This window comes from Kitasatospora viridis, assembly GCF_007829815.1.
Classification (GTDB): Bacteria; Actinomycetota; Actinomycetes; order Streptomycetales; family Streptomycetaceae; genus Kitasatospora; species Kitasatospora viridis.
Genome location: NZ_VIWT01000001.1, coordinates 1,729,587 through 1,747,605, shown reverse-complemented (window position 1 = coordinate 1,747,605; position 18,019 = coordinate 1,729,587). Strand labels below are relative to the sequence as shown.

Sequence of the window (18,019 nt, the reverse complement as noted above, 5' to 3'; positions counted from 1 at the left end):
GGTGCCTGCCTGCGGAATTGACGATTCCGCAGGTGTTCCGGCGGGATTTCCGGCGGTGCGGGATCCGGTGGGGTCGGTTTGGCGGCCCGGTAGCGTCTGGGATATGACAATCGCTCTTCGCCGATCCCGGGCGGGCGGGCCGGTCGCGCTGCTGGCCGTCCTGGTCGGACTGCTGCTCCTGCTCATACCCGGCACCGCCGTCGCGTCCGGCGGGCTGGACGACGCCTCCGCATCCCTCAAGCAAGGCAAGGTCTACGTCGACCCGGCGATGACCAGCCGGTTCTCCCAGGCCCAGGCCGACGCGCTGACCAAGACGATCAAGGACGCGGACAAGGCGATCTTCGTCGCCGTCGTCCCGGACAGCCCGCAGTACCCGGCGAAGAGCGTCTTCCAGGACCTGCGCACCAAGGTCGGCTTCGCCGGGGCCTACGCGGTCTGGCGCGGCAACCAGTTCGACGTCCGGGCCGACCGGGGCGCGCTGAACGCGCAGACCGCGCACAACTACGCCCAGGCCGCCTTCGACTCGCACCACGGTGACATCAACGGCACACTCACCGATTTCGTCACCAATGCGGCGCCCAAGGTCTCCGGTCACGCCCCCGGCGGCGACAGCAAGTTCAGCGCCGCGCTGATCATCGTCCCGCTGGTGCTGCTGGCCCTGGTCGGCGTCGGGATATTCCTGCTGGTCCGCCGCTCCCGCAAGCGCAAGGCCGAGCAGCGGGCCGCCGAACTGCGCGCGCTGCGCACCGTGGTGGACGAGGACATCACCGCCTTCGGCGAGGAACTGGAGCGGCTCGACTTCAACCCGGGCGCCCCGGGCGCCGACGACGCCCAGCGGGCCGACTACACCCGCGCGCTGGACGCCTACGAGACCGCCAAGCGCAGCATGGACGCGGCCACCAAGCCGGAGGACGTCACCGCGGTGACCACCGCGCTGGAGGACGGCCGGTTCTCGCTCGCCACCCTGGCCGCCCGGCGCGACGGCCGGCCGCTGCCGGACCGCCGTCCGCCGTGCTTCTTCGACCCCCGGCACGGACCCTCCACCCAGGACGCGCGCTGGGCGCCGGCCGGCGGCGCGGCCCGCGAGGTGCCGGTCTGCGCGGCCGACGCGCAGCGCCTGGCCAGTGGCCTGGACCCGGCGATCCGCACCGTGCAGACCGACCAGGGCCCGCAGCCCTACTGGGACGCCGGCCCGGCCTACGGCCCCTGGGCGGGCGGCTACTTCGGCGGCTACGGCTCCGGCCTGCTGCCCGGCCTGCTGGTCGGCACCATGCTCGGCTCGGTCTTCTCCGGCCCGTCGGCCTACGGCTACGGGGGCGGCGGCTTCGACGGCGGCGGTTACGACGGCGGTGGCTTCGGCGGCGGCCACGAGCGCGCCGAGGGCGGTGACTTCACCGGCGGCGACTTCAACAGCAACGACTTCGGCGGCTTCGACGGCGGCGGGGGCGACTTCGGCGGTGGCGGCGACTTCGGCGGGGACTTCGGCGGTGGCGGCGGGGACTGGTGACCCGCGCCGCGCGCTGACCCGCGCGCCCGACGGACCGGGCCCGCTCCCCACCGGGGGCGGGCCCGGTCCGTTCCCGGACCTTTGACGGCCGGACCCGTCGTGGCACGCTGGCGCCGTGACCACCGACCCCGCAGCCAAGCAGCCCGGCCGCCCCTGCTCGATCGCCGCCGCCCTCCAGGTGCTGGGCGAGAAGTGGGCCCTGCTCGCGGTCCGCGAGCTGTTCTACGGCAATCACCGGTTCGAACGGATCGTCCGCAACACCGGCGCCCCGCGCGACCGCCTCACCGCCCGGCTGCGGGCGCTGGAGGAGGCCGGAGTGGTGGAGCGCCGGCAGTACCAGGAGCGGCCGGCGCGGTTCGAGTACCACCTCACCGAGGCCGGCCAGGAGCTCGCCCCGGTCGCCCACGCGCTGCGGGTCTGGGGCGACCGCTGGGCGGTGGACGAGCCCCCGGTCACCCTGCACCACCACGGCCACCCGGTGGACGCGGTCTGGACCTGCCGCAGCTGCGGCGAGGAACTCGCCCGGGACGGCCTGGAGCTGGAGATCCACTCGCCGGGCTGGCGGCGCGAGGGTCCGGTGGAGGACTGAGAGAATCGGGGGATGAGCGAGCACGTCCGAGCCACCGTCTGGGTGCGCGGCCGGGTCCAGCAGGTCGGCTTCCGCTGGTGGACCCGGGCCCGCGCACTGGAGATCGGCCTGACCGGCTACGCCTCCAACCTGGGTGACGGCCGGGTCCAGGTGGTGGCCGAGGGCAGCCACGCCGACTGCGAACGGCTGCTCGCCCTGCTCCGCGGCCCCGACACCCCGGGCCGGGTCACCGGGGTCACCGAGATCTGGAGCGCCACCGGCGCGGGGTACCCGGGATTCGAGATCCGCTGAGACCGCCGGGCGCGCGGCGCCGCAGGTCACGCGCCGTTCGGGCCGCTGTCAACCCGTGTTGTCCAACGGTTGCCATTTGGCCCCGTCCGTGGTTGACTCCGCTTCGTGCAGTGATCCACCGCCATCAGCGCGGTGTGACCGCCGGTACCCGTGGCGTGAGGTGGCCGCCATGCAGGTGACAGCGGCGTTGTAGCGCGCGGTGATCGTGTTGACCCGTACGGTCTTTGGTGAGACGCTGGAAGCCCGCGCACGTGACGGCGATTTTCGAGCAAGGCCATGCCCTGTGGGCGCACAACCACAGTGTCTGACCTGTTGTGCTCAGCCGGCACTGCTCACGGTCGTGCAGCGCGTGCGTCACCCCTTCCCCTCGACCTATACCGTTCTGGTTCGGTCACTCAGCGTGGAGGACCATTCATCATGGCAAAGGCGCTTCTCGGGTACGTCGGCGGCCCCGACCCGCGAATGCTCTCCGAGATGCGGCGGCTTCAGCAGCGCGTCCTGGACCTGGAAGCCGAGCTCGTTCGGATGCAGGCCGAGAACAACGCGCTCGTCGCGGTCGCTGCCGAGCACTCCCTGCTCGACAGCGTCGAGCTCAGCCGGGAGCCCGCACTCACCTGATACGTCAGGACCTGCCCGATCCGTCGGGCAGCCGACCCGCTGATCGACCGGCCTCGACCGGCCGCATCCGCCGCGCACACCGACGCACAACCTCGGGTCGCGATCTCAGGGACGCCCTCACCGGCGTCCCTTCGTGGTCTGGTGCCCCTTCCCCCGTGTTTTCCTGAGACTGCCCACGGCCCGGCCGAGCGAAACCGCCGGGGGCGCCGGATACAGTCACCAAGGTGCACCTGAAGAGCCTGACCCTGCGCGGATTCAAGTCCTTCGCCTCGGCCACCACGCTGCGCTTCGAGCCCGGCATCACCTGCGTGGTCGGGCCGAACGGCTCGGGCAAGTCCAACGTGGTGGACGCGCTGAGCTGGGTGATGGGCGAGCAGGGCGCCAAGACGCTGCGCGGCGGCAAGATGGAGGACGTCATCTTCGCCGGCACCAGCGGGCGCGCCCCGCTCGGCCGGGCCGAGGTCAGCCTCACCATCGACAACACCGACGGCGCCCTGCCGATCGACTACGCCGAGGTGACCATCACCCGGACCATGTTCCGCAACGGCGGCAGCGAGTACGCGCTGAACGGCGAGACCTGCCGGCTGCTGGACATCCAGGAACTGCTCTCCGACTCCGGCATCGGCCGGGAGATGCACGTGATCGTCGGTCAGGGCCGGCTGGACTCGGTGCTGCACGCCGACCCGCAGGGCCGCCGCGCCTTCATCGAGGAGGCGGCCGGCGTCCTCAAGCACCGCAAGCGCAAGGAGAAGGCGCTGCGGAAGCTGGACTCGATGGCCGCCAACCTCAACCGGGTCCAGGACCTGGTCGGCGAACTGCGCCGCCAGCTCGGCCCGCTCGGCCGGCAGGCCCGGATCGCCCGGCGGGCCGCCGGCATCCAGGCCGAACTGCGCGACGCCCGGCTGCGGCTGCTCGCCGACGACGTGCTGACCCTGCGTCAGGCCATAGCGGCCGAGGTGGCCGACGAGCTCGCGCTGCGGCTGCGCCGCTCCACCGTCGAGCAGGAACTGCAGGCCGCCCAGCAGCGCGAGGCGGTGCTGGAGGCCCAGGTCGAACAGCTCGGCCCGCGGCTGGAGGAGGCCCGACAGGCCTGGTACCGGCTCTCCGCGCTGGGGGAGCGGACCCGGGGCACCATTGGGCTGGCCGAGGCCAAGCTGCGGCACGCCACCAGCGGCGGCGAGCCGGAGCGGCGCGGGCGCGACCCGGAGGAGCTGGCGGCCGAGGCCGAGCGGATCCGCGAGCAGGAGGCCGCGCTCAGTGAGGCGCTGGAGTCCGCCGAACAGGCCCTCGACCAGGCCGTCACCGAACGCGGCGCACTGGAGCGCGAGCTGGCCGCCGAGGAGCAGCGGCTGCGGGCCGCCGCCCGGGCCGCCGCCGACCGGCGCGAGGGCCTGGTCCGGTTGCAGGGCCAGGCCGCGGCCGCGGCCTCCCGGGCGGCCGGCGCCGAGGCCGAGATCGAACGGCTCACCGCCGCCCGCGACGAGGCCGCAGAGCGGGCCGAGGCCGCCGGCGCCGAGTACGAGCTGCTGAACGAGCGGGTCGCCGCGCTGGAGAGCGGCGACCAGCAGCTGGAGGCCGAGCACGAACAGGCGCGCGAAGAGCTGGCCGGCGCCGACCGGGCGGTGAGCGCCGCCCGCGAGGCCGCGGCCGGCGCCGACCGCGAGCGGGCCGCACTGACGGCCCGTCACGAGGCGCTGGCGCTCGGCCTGCGGCGCAAGGACGGCACCGGAGCCCTGCTCGCCGCCGGCGACCGGCTGCCCGGCCTGCTCGGACCCGCCGCCGGACTGCTCACCGTCACACCCGGCGAGGAGACCGCGCTCGCCGCGGCGCTCGGCGCCGCCGCCGACGCGGTGGCGGTGGCCGACCTGCCCGCCGCCGCCGAGGCGCTGCGGCTGCTCCGGGCCGAGGACGCCGGCCGGGCCGCGCTGCTGGTCGCCGGCGCCCCCGCGGAGCCCGCCGGGGAGCCCGGGCCGCTGCTGGCCGGGGCCCGCTGGGCCGTCGCGCTGGTCGACGGGCCGGCCGAACTGCTGCCCGCGGTGCGCACCCTGCTCGCCCGCACCGCCGTGGTGGCCGACCTGGACGCCGCCCGGCAGCTGCTCGCGGCCCACCCCGGACTCACCGCCGTCACCGCCGACGGAGACCTGCTCACCGCCGGCCTGGCCCAGGGCGGCGCGGCCGGCGCACCCAGCCAACTGGAGACCCAGGCGGCCGTGGACGCGGCCGCCCGCCGGCTCGACGAACTCGCCGGGCACTGCGCCGAACTGACCGAGCGCCTGGCGCAGGTCCAGGAGCAGCGCCGGGAGCGGGCGGCCGAGCTGGACCGGCTGGCCGCCGAGCGGCGCGGCGCCGAGAAGCAGCGCGCCGAGACCGCCGGCGCGCTCGGCCGGCTCGGCGGCCAGGCCCGGGCGGCGGCCGGCGAGGCCGAACGCGCCCAGGCCGCGCTGGCCAAGGCCGAGCAGGGCCGGCAGGCCGCGCTGACCGCCGCCGAGGAACTGGCCGAACGGCTCGCCGTCGCCGAGGAACTGGCCGAGCAGGACGAGGACGAGCCCGACCAGGGCGAGCGCGACCGGCTCGCCGAGGCCGGCACCCGGGCCCGCCAGCAGGAGCTGGAGGCCCGGCTCGCCGTGCGCACCCACGAGGAGCGGGTCCGCTCGCTGGCCGGCCGGGCCGAGAGCCTGGACCGGGCCGCCAGGGCCGAGCGGGAGGCCCGGGCCAAGGCCGCCGAACGGGCCCGCCGGGCCGCGCTGGAGGCCGGGGTGGCCGGCGCGGTGCTGGCCGGCGCCCGCCAACTGCTCGCCTGCCTGGAGGTGTCCACCGCCCGGGCGGAGGCCGAGCGGGCCCGGGTCGAACAGGCCAGGGCGGAGCGCGAGACCGCCCTGCGGGCCGCCCGCGAACAGGGCCGCGGCCTCAAGGAGGAGCTGGACAAGCTGGTCGACGCGGGCCACCGGGACGAGGTGCTGCGGGCCGAGAAGCGGCTGCGGATCGAGCAGTTGGAGGCCAAGGCGCTGGAGGAGTTCGGCATCGAGGCCGAGGCGCTGCTGGCCGAGTACGGGCCGGAGCAGCTCGTGCCGCCGCGGGCGCCGGAGGAGGGGGAGCCGGCCGGCGAACCGGTTCCGTTCGTGCGGGCCGAGCAGGAGCGCCGGCTGCGCGCCGCCGAGAAGGCCTACCAGCAGCTCGGCAAGGTGAACCCGCTGGCGCTGGAGGAGTTCGCCGCGTTGGAGGAGCGGCACAAGTTCCTCGGCGAGCAGCTGGAGGACCTCAAGCGCAGCCGCCGGGACCTGCTGGAGATCGTCAAGGACGTGGACCAGCGGGTGGAGCAGCTCTTCACCGCGGCCTTCCACGACACCGCAGCCCAGTTCGAGGGCGTGTTCTCCCGGCTCTTCCCGGGCGGCGAGGGCCGGCTGGTGCTCACCGACCCGGACGACATGCTGGCCACCGGGGTGGAGGTGGAGGCCCGCCCGCCGGGCAAGAAGGTCAAGCGGCTCTCGCTGCTCTCCGGCGGCGAGCGCTCGCTCACCGCGGTGGCCATGCTGGTGGCCATCTTCAAGGCCCGGCCGAGCCCGTTCTACGTGATGGACGAGGTGGAGGCGGCGCTGGACGAGACCAACCTGCGCCGGCTGATCGCGATCATGGAGGAGCTGCGGGACAGCTCCCAGCTGATCGTGATCACCCACCAGAAGCTGACCATGGAGTGTGCCGACGCCCTGTACGGCGTGACCATGAAGGGCGACGGCATCTCCCAGGTGATCAGCCAGCGGCTGCGCGAAGAACACCGGGAACGGAAGGTTCCGATGCGGCAACGGGTGCAGGAGGTGCAGCCCGCCTAGCCCCGGTTCGGGCCGTCTTAACGGATACTGGCTGGGTTATGGAATACGTGATCCTTGCCGTAGTCATCGCCGTGATCGCCGTTGGTGCGGTCGCCGGCCTCGTCGTCAGCGGCAGACGACGTAAGGAACTGCCCCCGAAGTCGACGGCGACCATCACGCCGCCGGCGGCCCCGGCCGAGCCGCAGGTCGGTGAGGAGGCCGCGCCGCCGCGCGAGGAGCCGGTCAAGACCGTCGAGGAGGTCGAGCTTCCGGCCGAGCGGGCCGGGACGGTCGAGGCCGAGCCGGAGATCACCCCCGAGCAGGTCGCCGAGGCGCCCGCCGTCGAGGTGCCGGAGCCGACCGCCGGCCGGCTGGTGCGGCTGCGCTCGCGGCTGTCCCGCTCGCAGAACGCGCTCGGCAAGGGCCTGCTGACCCTGCTCTCCCGCGACCGGCTGGACGAGGACACCTGGGAGGAGATCGAGGACACCCTGATCACCGCCGACATCGGTGTCGCCCCCACCCAGGAGCTGGTCGACCGGCTGCGCACCCGGGTCAAGGTGCTCGGCACCCGCACCCCGGACGAGCTGCGCGCCCTGCTGCACGAGGAGCTGGTCGCGCTGATCGGCACCGACAGCGACCGCTCGCTGCGCACCGCCAAGCACGAGGACGGCCGCCCGGCGGTGGTCCTGGTGGTCGGCGTCAACGGCGTCGGCAAGACCACCACCTCGGGCAAGCTCGGCCGGGTGCTGGTGGCCGACGGCCGCAAGGTGGTGCTGGGCGCGGCCGACACCTTCCGCGCCGCCGCCGCCGACCAGCTGCAGACCTGGGGCGAGCGGGTGGGCGCCCGCACGGTGCGCGGCCCGGAGGGCGGCGACCCGGCCTCGGTGGCCTTCGACGCCGTCAAGGAGGGCATCGCCGAGGGTGCGGACACCGTGCTGGTCGACACCGCCGGCCGGCTGCACACCAAGACCGGCCTGATGGACGAGCTCGGCAAGGTCAAGCGGGTGGTGGAGAAGCACGGCCCGGTCGACGAGGTGCTGCTGGTGCTGGACGCCACCACCGGCCAGAACGGCCTGGTGCAGGCCCGGGTCTTCGCCGAGGTCGTGGAGATCACCGGCATCGTGCTGACCAAGCTGGACGGCACCGCCAAGGGCGGCATCGTGGTCCAGGTGCAGCGCGAGCTGGGCGTGCCGGTCAAGCTGATCGGCCTGGGCGAGGGCGCCGACGACCTGGCGCCGTTCGAGCCCGCCGCCTTCGTGGACGCGCTGATCGGCGACTGATCCGCCGTCAGTTCGACGGGCGGCCACCCCGTGCCGGGGTGGCCGCCCGTTCGCGTGTCAGGAGGCCAGCCAGGCCGGCTCGGCGGCCACCGCGCGCTCCCGGCCGCGGTGGCAGGCGTAGGCCAGGGTGCCGAGCAGCAGCCGGGCCTGCGGCGGCCGGGCCGCGCTCTCCCGGCAGGGGTGGCGCAGCCAGCGCAGCGGGCCCAGCCCGGGCAGCACGGTCGGCGGCGCGGCCAGGTAGCCGCCCTCGCCGTGGCCGACCAGGTCCAGCGCGGCGTCGTCCCAGCCCATCCGGTAGAGCAGGTCGGGCAGCAGCTCGGCGGTGCCCCGGGCGACGAAGAAGAACAGCCGCCCGGTGGGCGCGGCCAGCACCGGGCCGACCTGGGTGCCCATCCGCTCCAGCCGGACCAGGGCGCGCAGGCCGGCCTGCTCCGGCACGTCCAGCACGTCGAAGCGGCGGCCGACCGGCAGCAGCACCGAGCCGTCCGGTCCGCCGTCCCACAGGGCGCGGACCTCGTGCGGGGTGGCGCCGGGCGGCAGCTCGCGGGCCGGTTCGCCGGGCAGCGGGTGCAGCCCGGGGGCGGCGCAGTGCGGCCGGCCGCACCGGCACGGCCCGCCGGAGGACCGGGCCGGTCCGCCGAGGGTCACCGTCCAGCCCCAGCGGCCGGCGTACTCGGCCGCGGCCTGGCACGCGGTGGCGCGGCTGCGGCGGCGGGCGCCGAACCTCAGATCGCCGAACAGGTTGTCCATGCCTCCCCCAACAGGTTTAGGTTGCCGGCGGTTACGGGACCGTGACGCTTTGTCAAATTCTGCTCCCCGGCGCGACCGAGTGCGGGACGGCGCGCGCAAGGTGCCGCACGCGGTCGGCGCGGGCATGCGGGACATGCGGTCCGGGGCGGTGGACCGGCTTCCAGTGAAGCGCTGTTGACGGTCCGTCGGCTTCACTCGTGGGGGTGGCGAATGGTGGCGTTTCCCGGCGAACCATCCCCCGGACGGCTCACGGCACGTTACGTTCGGCTCACGCACCGGGAGGGTGCGGCCGAGCGGGAACGGCAGTGGGACCCCGGGAACGGGGCCGGGCGGGACAGGTGGACCCTCAATGGCAGAGAAGCAGCCCAACGAGAAACTCACCGCGTGGTTCACGCGCAGCGGGTGGTCCAAGGGCGAATTCGCCCGGCAGGTCAACCGGCAGGCCCGCCAGCTCGGCGCGCACCACGTGAGCACCGACACCTCGCGGGTGCGCCGCTGGCTGGACGGCGAGCAGCCGCGCGAGCCGATCCCGAAGATCATGGCCGACCTGTTCTCCGAGCGGTTCGGCTCGGTGGTCTCCGAGGAGGACCTCGGCCTGCGGGTCGCCGTGCCGGTCTCCACGGTGGCCGGCGGCGGCGTGGACCTGCCCTGGAGCGGCCCGCAGACCGTCCAGTTGATCAGCGAGTACTCGCGCAGCGACCTGATGCTCAACCGGCGCGGCTTCCTCGGCACCTCGCTGGCGCTGACCGCCGGCGCGGCGCTGATCGAGCCGATGCAGCGCTGGCTCACCCCGGGCCCGAGCGGCGCGCCGACCCCGGTGCTGGCCGCCGCCAACGGCGGCGAGCCGTACACCGGCCGGCTCTCCGAGCCCGAGCTGCAACTGCTGGAGCAGACCACGGTGATGTTCCGCCAGTGGGACGCGCAGAACGGCGGCGGGCTGCGCCGCAAGGCGGTGGTCGGCCAGTTGCACGAGGTCACCGACCTGCTCCAGGAGACCTACCCGCCGGGCGTGACCAAGCGGCTGTTCCGGCTGACCGCCGAACTCGCCCACCTGGCCGGCTGGATGTCCTACGACGTGGGCATGCACCCGAGCGCGCAGAAGTACTACGTGTTGGCGCTGCACGCGGCCAAGGAGGCCGGCGACCGTCCGTTCGGCGCGCTGATCCTCACCGACATGAGCCGCCAGATGATCCACCTCAACCGCGGCGAGGACGCCCTGGAGCTGATCCACCTGGCCCAGTACGGCAGCCGGGACACCGCCACCCCGCGCCAGCAGGCGCTGCTCTACGCGATGGAGGCGCGGGCCTACTCCAACATCGGCGAGGTCAACCGCTGCGCCCGCGCCGTCCGGCTGGCCGAGGACACCTACACCGACGCCGGCCCGATCGAGCGCGACCCCGACTGGCTGCGGTTCTTCTCCAAGGCCGAGCTGTACGCGGAGAACGCGCACTCCTTCCGCGACCTGGCCTACCACTCCAGCCGCAGCCCGCGGTACGCCTCGCTGGCCGCCCCGCACATGGAGACCGCGGTCGACCTGTTCCGCCAGGACATGGAGAACCACACCCGCTCCTACGCCTTCAACCTGGTCGGCATGGCCAGCGTGCACCTGCTCCAGGGCGAGCCCGAGCAGGCCGCGCTGATCGTCGAGGAGGCGGTGGACATCGCCGGAAAGGTGCGCTCGGAGCGGCTGAACACCCGGGTCCGCAAGACCACCGAGGCGGCCGGCCGGGACTACCGTTCGGTGCCCGCCGTCAACCGGCTGGCCGACCTGGTGGTGGAACAGATCCCCGAGTACGAGGCGGTGTAAGTGACGTGCACGCGTCCGTCAAGGCCTCCCCGACCGGCGCGGTTCACGTGCCCGTAACGCGTGCGTCAACCGTGTCACGGCGGCGAAACACCGAGCCGCACTGACCGAAACCCGGCTTCGGCACTCTCCTCTGCATCGCCGACACCTCGGGCCACGGGACAGGAGTCCCGAGGGTGGAGCGGCTGCTACACCGTCGAGGAGACGCCGATGCCGGACGGCTTCAGCGGGGGCGACACCGCCTTCGTACTCATCAGTGCGGCCCTGGTCATGTTGATGACCCCCGGGCTGGCCTTCTTCTACGGGGGCATGGTGAGGGTCAAGAGCACCCTCAACATGTTGGTCATGAGCTTCATCGCGCTGGGCATCGTCACAGTGCTGTGGGTGCTCTACGGCTACTCGCTCAGCTTCGGTACCGACGCCTTCCACGGCCTGATCGGCAACCTCGACCACGTGGGCATGCGCGGGATCGGGATGAACGACCTGAACGGGACGATCCCGGTCACCGTCTTCTCCGCCTTCCAGCTGATGTTCGCGGTGATCACCCCCGCGCTGATCAGCGGCGCGATCGCGGACCGGGCGAAGTTCTCCGCCTGGGCGCTGTTCATCGCCGTCTGGGTGACCGTGGTCTACTTCCCGGTCGCGCACTGGGTGTTCTTCTTCGACAACGGGCACGGCGGCTGGCTGGGCGACCGCCAGGGCGTGATCGACTTCGCCGGCGGCACCGCGGTGCACATCAACGCCGGTGTCGCGGGGCTGGCGCTCTGCCTGGTGCTGGGCAAGCGGATCGGCTTCAAGAAGGACCCGATGCGCCCGCACAGCCTGCCGCTGGTGATGCTCGGTTCGGGCCTGCTCTGGTTCGGCTGGTTCGGCTTCAACGCCGGTTCGGCGCTGGCCGCCAACGGCCTGGCCGGGATGGCCTTCATGAACACCCAGGTGGCCACCGCCGCGGCGATGATCGGCTGGCTGGCCTACGAGCGGATCAAGCACGGCGCCTTCACCTCGCTCGGCGCGGCCTCCGGCGCGGTCGCCGGCCTGGTCGCGATCACCCCGGCCTGCGGCTCGGTGTCGATGCTCGGCGCCCTCGCGATCGGCCTGATCGCCGGCGCGGTCTGCGCGGCGGCGATCAGCCTGAAGTACAAGCTCGGCTTCGACGACTCGCTCGACGTGGTGGGCGTGCACGCGGTCGGCGGGGCGATCGGCTCGGTGCTGATCGGCCTGTTCGCCACCGGCCACGTCGGCCAGACCGCCAAGGGCCTGTTCTACGGCGGCGGCTTCGGGCAACTCGGCAAGCAGGCGATGGGTGTCGCGGTGGTCGCGACCTACTCCTTCGTGATCTCCTGGCTGCTCGGCAAGGCGATCCACAAGACGATCGGGTTCCGGGTGCCGGAGGAGGTCGAGGTGGCCGGCATCGACCAGGCCGAACACGCCGAGACCGCCTACGACTTCAGCGCCGTCGGGGCGAGCCTGGCCCGGGCGCTGAGCAGCCCGGCCGAGTCCCACCAGAGCGCCGCGAAGAGCACCGCGCAGGACACCGCGAAGACTGGGGTCGATGCCCGATGAAGCTGATCACCGCCGTCGTGAAGCCGCACCAGCTGGAGGCGGTCAAGGCCGCCCTGCAGGCCTTCGGGGTGCACGGGCTGACCGTCACCGAGGCCAGCGGCTACGGCCGCCAGCGCGGTCACACCGAGGTCTACCGGGGTGCCGAGTACACCGTGGACCTGGTGCCGAAGGTGCGGATAGAGGTCGTGGTCGAGGACGCCGACGCCGAGGACGTGATCGAGGTCCTGGTGAAGGCGGCCCGGACCGGCCGGATCGGTGACGGCAAGGTCTGGGCGGTGCCGGTGGAGACCCTGGTCCGGGTCCGCACCGGCGAGCGCGGCCCCGACGCCCTCTGACCCCCGTTCCACCCAACCCGAGCGGACCCGCGAGCGATCGCGGGTCCGCTGACGGCATTTCCCCCAGCCAACGCTGCACCCCCCGGGAGCCCCAGTGAGCAGCACCGACTACCAGGAGGCCAGGGCCGCGCTGCTGGCCGACCCCGCGACGACCGGCCGGCCGCGGCGCACCGCGCTGGCCCGGCTCACCGACGACTGGCTGGCCGAACTCTTCGAGCAGGCCGCACCGCCGCCCGGCACCGCCCTGATCGCGGTCGGCGGCTACGGGCGGGGCGAGCTCTCCCCGCGCAGCGACCTCGACCTGCTGCTGCTCCACCAGGGCGGCGACGGCGTCGGCGAGTTGGCCGAGCGGATCTGGTACCCGGTCTGGGACAGCGGGGTGGCGCTGGACCACTCGGTGCGCCGCCCGGCCGAGGCCCGCACGGTGGCCGCCGCCGACCTGAAGGCCCAACTCGGCCTGCTGGACGCCCGCCACCTGGCCGGGGACGCCGAACTGACCGCCCGGCTGCGCTCCCAGGTGCTGGCCGACTGGCGGGCCGGCGCGGCCCAGCGGCTGCCCGAGCTGCGCGAACTGGGCCGGGAGCGGGCCGAGCGCCACGGCGAGCTGGCCTTCCTGCTGGAACCCGACCTCAAGGAGGCCAGGGGCGGCCTGCGCGACCTGGTCGAGCTGGACGCGATCGCCGCCTCCTGGCTGGCCGACGCGCCCCGGGAGGGCCTGGCCGACGCCCGGCTGCTGCTGGCCGACGTGCGGGACGCGCTGCACCTGGCCACCGGCCGGGCCACCGAGCGGCTCAGCCTGCAGGACCAGGACCAGGTGGCCGCCGCGCTCGGCCTGCTGGACGCCGACATCCTGCTGCGCGAGGTCTACCGGGCGGCCCGGACCGTCTCCTACGCCGGGGAGGTCACCTGGCGGACCGTCGACCGGCTGCTGGCGGCCCGCCGCGGCCGCGGCCGGCGCCCGTTCTTCTTCCCGTTCAACAGCGGCGGCCACCGGGTCGCCGGGCGCGGCGGGCCGGTCCGCGAACCGCTCGCGGAAGGCGTGGTGGAGCAGGACGGCGAGGCGGTGCTGGCGCAGGGCGCCCGCCCGGCCGCCGACCCGGTGCTGCCGCTGCGGGCCGCCGCCGCGGCCGCGCAGAACGGCCTGGCGCTCTCGCACGCCACCGCCCGCCGGCTGGCCGCCGAGACCAAGGCGCTGCCGGTGCCCTGGCCCACCGAGGCGCGCGACCGGCTGGTCACCCTGCTTGGCGCGGGCCGGACCTGCCTGCCGGTCTGGGAGGCGCTGGAGGCCGAGGGGCTGATCGGCCGGCTGCTGCCGGACTGGGAGCGGGTGCGCTGCCGGCCGCAGCGCAACGCGGTGCACACCTGGACGGTGGACCGGCACCTGGTGGAGACGGCGGTGCGGGCCGCCGCGCTGACCCGCCGGGTCGCCCGGCCCGACCTGCTGCTGGTGGCCGCGCTGCTGCACGACATCGGCAAGGGCTGGCCGGGGGACCACTCGGCGGCCGGCGAGGTGATCGTCCGGGACACGGCCGCCCGGATGGGCTTCGACCAGGACGACACCGAGAGCCTGGCGCTGCTGGTGCGCCACCACCTCACCCTGGTGGAGACCGCGACCCGGCGGGACCCGGACGACCCGGCAACCGTCGAGCTGGTGGCCAAGGCGGTCGGCACCGCCGGGAACCTGGAGCTGCTGCACGCGCTCACCGAGGCGGACGCGCTGGCCACCGGCCCGGCCGCGTGGAGCTCCTGGCGGGCCTCGCTGGTGGCGGGGCTGGTGCAGCGGGTGGCCGAGCTGCTGCGCGGCACCGGGACGGCCGGGGCCCCGGCGGCGAGCACGCGGGTGGAGGAGGAGCGGCTGGCGGTGGAGGCGGCCCGGACGGGCGAGCCCGCGCTGCTGCTGCGCGCGGAGACCGCGCAGGACGCGCCGGTCGGCGAGCCGATGGGCGTGGAGCTCTCGCTGGCCATCGCCGAGCGGCCCGGCCTGCTCGGCACGGTGGCCGGGGTGCTGGCGCTGAACCGGCTGACGGTCCGTTCGCTGACCCTGGGTGAGCTGGACCCGGTCGGGGCCGGCCCGGTGCTGCTGTTCAGCTGGCGGGTGGCGGCCGAGTTCGGCGAGCTGCCCGAGGCGGCCCGGCTGCGGGACGACCTGCGCCGGGCGCTGGACGGTTCGCTGGACACCTCGCGCCGGCTGGCCGAGCGGGACGCCGCCGCCCCGCGCCGGCGCGGCATCGCCTCGCCGCCCCCGGTGGTCACGGTGGCGCCGGGCGGGGCCTCGGCGAGCGCCACCGTGCTGGAGGTCCGGGCGCACGACGCCCCGGGCCTGCTGCACCGGATCGGGCGGGCGCTGGACGCGGCCGGGGTGCGGGTGCGCACGGCCCACGTCAGCACCCTGGGCGCGGACGCGGTGGACGCCTTCTACCTCACCGACCCGGCGGGCCTCCCGCTGGCCGAGGAGGCCGCGCAGCAGGTCGCGGCCCAGGTCCAACAGGCGCTGCGCTGACCGGGACGGGTCACCCCGGCGCCGGACGGTAGCCTGTGGGCCGACCACCTTCCCCGTGCGGACAGAGAGCCTGCCGAATCACGATGTCTGTCACCACCACGAGTCCGGTCCAGCCGGACGCGTCCCGGCCGGAGCCCAGCCCCGGCCAGGCGGCGCCCGCCGCTGCGGCGGCCAAGAAGCCCCGGCTGTACGTCCTCGACGGCTTGCGCCTGCTGGCCGCACTGCTGGTGATGACGTGGCACTACGCGGGCCTGGAGCTGTTCCCGCAGGTGTGGGACGGCAATCCGAAGCACAAGATGCCGAAGCTGCACGAGATAGGCCAGTACGGCTGGATCGGTGTGGAGATCTTCTTCATCATCAGCGGCTTCGTCATATGCATGTCCTGCTGGGGCAAGTCGGTCGGCGAGTTCGTCACCTCCCGGATCACCCGGCTCTTCCCGGCCTACTGGTTCTGCATGCTGGGCACCGCGCTGGTGCTCTACACGACGAACATGTCGTGGACCAAGGACATCACCAAGGGCGGTTACATCAACGTCCTGACCAACCTGACGATGATGCAGGCGGGGGCCGGCGAGGGCGACGTCGACGGCGTGTACTGGACCCTGTGGGTCGAGATGCGCTTCTACATCCTGTTCGGCCTGCTGGCGATCGGCGGCCTGACCTACCGCAAGGTGCTCGCCTTCTGCGGCCTGTGGATGATCGGCTCGCTGCTGATCGGCAGCGGTGACTCGAAGACCCTGCAGCTGATCGTCTTCCCCAACTACGCGCCGTTCTTCATCGCCGGCATCGCGCTCTACCTGCTCTACCGGTTCGGCTCGAACCTGATGATCTGGGGACTGATCGCGTTCAGCTGGATCATGTCGGTGCGTCAGTTGGACAGCATCACCGGCGGATACACCTTCCAGGTGATCAACCACTTCCCGCCGTTCCTGATCATCACCGCGACCTTCCTGCTGATGATCGCGATCGCGCTCGGCTGGTTCGACTGGATGCAGTGGAAGTGGCTCACCACGGCGGGCGCGATGACCTTCCCGTTCTACATGATCCACGAGGAGAACGGCTGGGTGATCATCCACGAGCTGCACAAGAAGGTGAACGCCTACGTGCTGGTCGTCTGCGTGGTCGCCTTCATGCTGCTGCTCTCCTACCTGATCCACCGCCTGGTGGAGCGGCCGCTGGCGAAGGCGCTGGGCCGCGGCCTGAAGTCGGCCCTCGCCGACATCCGGGCGAAGAGCGAGAGGCCGGCGCGCGGCTCGCACGCGGCCTGACCGGCAGGGCCCGACCGGCCCGCCGGATCCGGCCCGCCCGGGTGGGGGACCCCATCCCGGGCGGGCCGGATACCCTGGGGAGGAAACCCGTACCTCCACCGATGCCGCAAGGGACCCGCGACCGACGTGTTCGACACTCTTTCCGACCGCCTCGCAGCGACGTTCAAGAACCTGAGGGGCAAGGGCCGCCTCAGCGAGGCGGACATCGATGCCACCGCCCGCGAGATCCGGATCGCGCTGCTTGAGGCGGACGTCGCGCTGCCCGTGGTGCGGGCCTTCATCAAACAGGTCAAGGACCGCGCGATGGGCTCCGAGGTCTCGGGCGCGCTGAACCCGGCCCAGCAGATCATCAAGATCGTCAACGAGGAGCTCGTCAACATCCTCGGTGGCGAGACCCGCCGACTGCGGTTCGCCAAGACCGGCCCGACGGTGATCATGCTCGCCGGTCTGCAGGGTGCGGGCAAGACCACCCTGGCCGGCAAGCTCGGCCACTGGCTGAAGAAGCAGAAGCACACCCCGCTGCTGGTCGCCTGCGACCTGCAGCGCCCGAACGCGGTCAACCAGCTGAAGATCGTGGCCGAGCGGGCCGGCGTGGCCTTCTACGGCCCGCAGCCGGGCAACGGCGTCGGCGACCCGGTCGCGGTCGCCCGCGACTCGATCGAGTACGCCAAGCAGAAGCAGTACGACATCGTCATCGTCGACACCGCCGGCCGCCTCGGCATCGACGCCGAACTGATGCAGCAGGCCGCCGACATCCGGGCCGCGATCAGCCCGGACGAGGTGCTGTTCACCGTCGACGCGATGATCGGCCAGGACGCGGTGACCACCGCGCAGGCCTTCCTCGAAGGCGTCGACTTCACCGGCGTGGTGCTGTCCAAGCTCGACGGCGACGCCCGCGGCGGTGCCGCGCTCTCGGTGGCGCACGTCACCGGCCGGCAGATCATGTTCGCCTCCAACGGCGAGAAGGTCGACGACTTCGACGCCTTCCACCCGGACCGGATGGCCTCCCGGATCCTCGGCATGGGCGACGTGCTCTCGCTGATCGAGAAGGCCGAGCAGACCTTCTCGCAGGCCGAGGCCGAGAAGATGGCCGCCAAGCTGCGCGGCGGCCCGAAGGCCTTCACGCTGGACGACTTCCTGTCCCAGCTGGAGCAGGTCCAGAAGATGGGCTCGATCTCCAAGCTGCTCGGCATGCTGCCGGGCATGGGCCAGATCCGCGAGCAGATCAACAACATCGACGACAAGGACGTCAACCGGGTCGGCGCGATCATCAAGTCGATGACCCCGCTGGAGCGGGCCGAGCCGGAGCTGATCAACGGCTCCCGCCGGGCCCGCATCGCCAAGGGCTCCGGCGTCCAGGTCGGCGAGGTGAAGAACCTGGTCGAGCGGTTCTTCGACGCCCGCAAGATGATGTCCGCGATGGCCTCCGGCAAGGGCGTGCCCGGCATGCCGGGCATCCCCGGCATGGGCGGCGGCAAGAAGTCCGGCAAGAAGGCCCCGCAGGCCAAGGGCAAGCGCAAGAGCGGCAACCCGCTGAAGCGGGCCCAGGAGGAGGCGGCCGCCGCCGAGCGCAAGGCGCTCGGCCCGGGTGCCGGCGCCGAGACGGGCGGCGCCTTCGGCCTGGGTGCGGGCCAGGGCCCGGCCGACTTCGAGCTGCCCAAGGAGATCCGCGACCTGCTGTAGCGGTGGTGCGGTGGACGACGGCCCG

13 protein-coding genes are annotated in these 18,019 nt (G+C 73.4%); 12 read left to right on the top strand and 1 reads right to left on the bottom strand.

The window, feature by feature from the left end; genetic code table 11:
* Positions 1-103 precede the first annotated feature (103 nt).
* From FHX73_RS07710 to ftsY, 6 genes are all read left to right on the top strand, one after another.
* Positions 104-1,507 carry a hypothetical protein gene (locus FHX73_RS07710; protein WP_145904272.1) on the top strand — a complete coding sequence of 468 codons (1,404 nt, stop codon included), beginning with the start codon at positions 104-106 and terminating at the stop codon, positions 1,505-1,507.
* Positions 1,508-1,622: 115 nt separating this feature from the next.
* Positions 1,623-2,096 carry a winged helix-turn-helix transcriptional regulator gene (locus FHX73_RS07705; RefSeq protein WP_246213411.1) on the top strand — a complete coding sequence of 158 codons (474 nt, stop codon included), beginning with the start codon at positions 1,623-1,625 and terminating at the stop codon, positions 2,094-2,096.
* 12 nt (positions 2,097-2,108) lie between these two features.
* Entirely contained in the window at positions 2,109-2,387 is a 279-nt protein-coding gene (locus FHX73_RS07700; protein WP_145904271.1) for an acylphosphatase, read from the top strand.
* 417 nt (positions 2,388-2,804) lie between these two features.
* Positions 2,805-3,005: a hypothetical protein gene (locus FHX73_RS07695; RefSeq protein ID WP_145904270.1), complete on the top strand. Its 201-nt coding sequence runs from the start codon at positions 2,805-2,807 to the stop codon at positions 3,003-3,005.
* Positions 3,006-3,229: 224 nt separating this feature from the next.
* Positions 3,230-6,832, top strand: a complete 3,603-nt coding sequence (gene smc / locus FHX73_RS07690; RefSeq protein WP_145904269.1) for a chromosome segregation protein SMC — start codon at positions 3,230-3,232, stop codon at positions 6,830-6,832.
* Between the two features lie 38 nt (positions 6,833-6,870).
* Positions 6,871-8,091, top strand: coding sequence for a signal recognition particle-docking protein FtsY (ftsY, locus tag FHX73_RS07685; protein ID WP_145904268.1), 1,221 nt, complete (start codon positions 6,871-6,873; stop codon positions 8,089-8,091).
* A gap of 57 nt (positions 8,092-8,148) precedes the next feature.
* Here ftsY and FHX73_RS07680 read toward each other — a convergent pair whose 3' ends face one another.
* Positions 8,149-8,841 (bottom strand): bifunctional DNA primase/polymerase, encoded by a 693-nt coding sequence (locus FHX73_RS07680; protein ID WP_145904267.1) that lies wholly within the window; start codon positions 8,839-8,841, stop codon positions 8,149-8,151.
* Positions 8,842-9,190: 349 nt separating this feature from the next.
* Between FHX73_RS07680 and nsdA the strand changes: the two genes are divergently transcribed.
* The 6 genes from nsdA (at position 9,191) to ffh (ending at position 17,994) form a co-directional block, all read left to right on the top strand.
* Positions 9,191-10,648 carry a transcriptional repressor NsdA gene (gene nsdA, locus FHX73_RS07675; RefSeq protein WP_145904266.1) on the top strand — a complete coding sequence of 486 codons (1,458 nt, stop codon included), beginning with the start codon at positions 9,191-9,193 and terminating at the stop codon, positions 10,646-10,648.
* A gap of 207 nt (positions 10,649-10,855) precedes the next feature.
* Positions 10,856-12,208, top strand: coding sequence for an ammonium transporter (locus tag FHX73_RS07670; RefSeq protein WP_145904265.1), 1,353 nt, complete (start codon positions 10,856-10,858; stop codon positions 12,206-12,208).
* A complete protein-coding gene (locus FHX73_RS07665; RefSeq protein ID WP_145904264.1) occupies positions 12,205-12,543 on the top strand; it encodes a P-II family nitrogen regulator in 339 nt (112 codons plus the stop codon). Before FHX73_RS07670 ends, FHX73_RS07665 begins: the two co-directional genes overlap by 4 nt.
* A gap of 94 nt (positions 12,544-12,637) precedes the next feature.
* A complete protein-coding gene (locus FHX73_RS07660; RefSeq protein ID WP_246213410.1) occupies positions 12,638-15,043 on the top strand; it encodes a [protein-PII] uridylyltransferase in 2,406 nt (801 codons plus the stop codon).
* Between the two features lie 83 nt (positions 15,044-15,126).
* Positions 15,127-16,311, top strand: a complete 1,185-nt coding sequence (locus FHX73_RS07655; protein ID WP_145904262.1) for an acyltransferase family protein — start codon at positions 15,127-15,129, stop codon at positions 16,309-16,311.
* Between the two features lie 126 nt (positions 16,312-16,437).
* Positions 16,438-17,994: a signal recognition particle protein gene (gene ffh, locus FHX73_RS07650; RefSeq protein WP_145904261.1), complete on the top strand. Its 1,557-nt coding sequence runs from the start codon at positions 16,438-16,440 to the stop codon at positions 17,992-17,994.
* Positions 17,995-18,019: the final 25 nt, after the last annotated feature.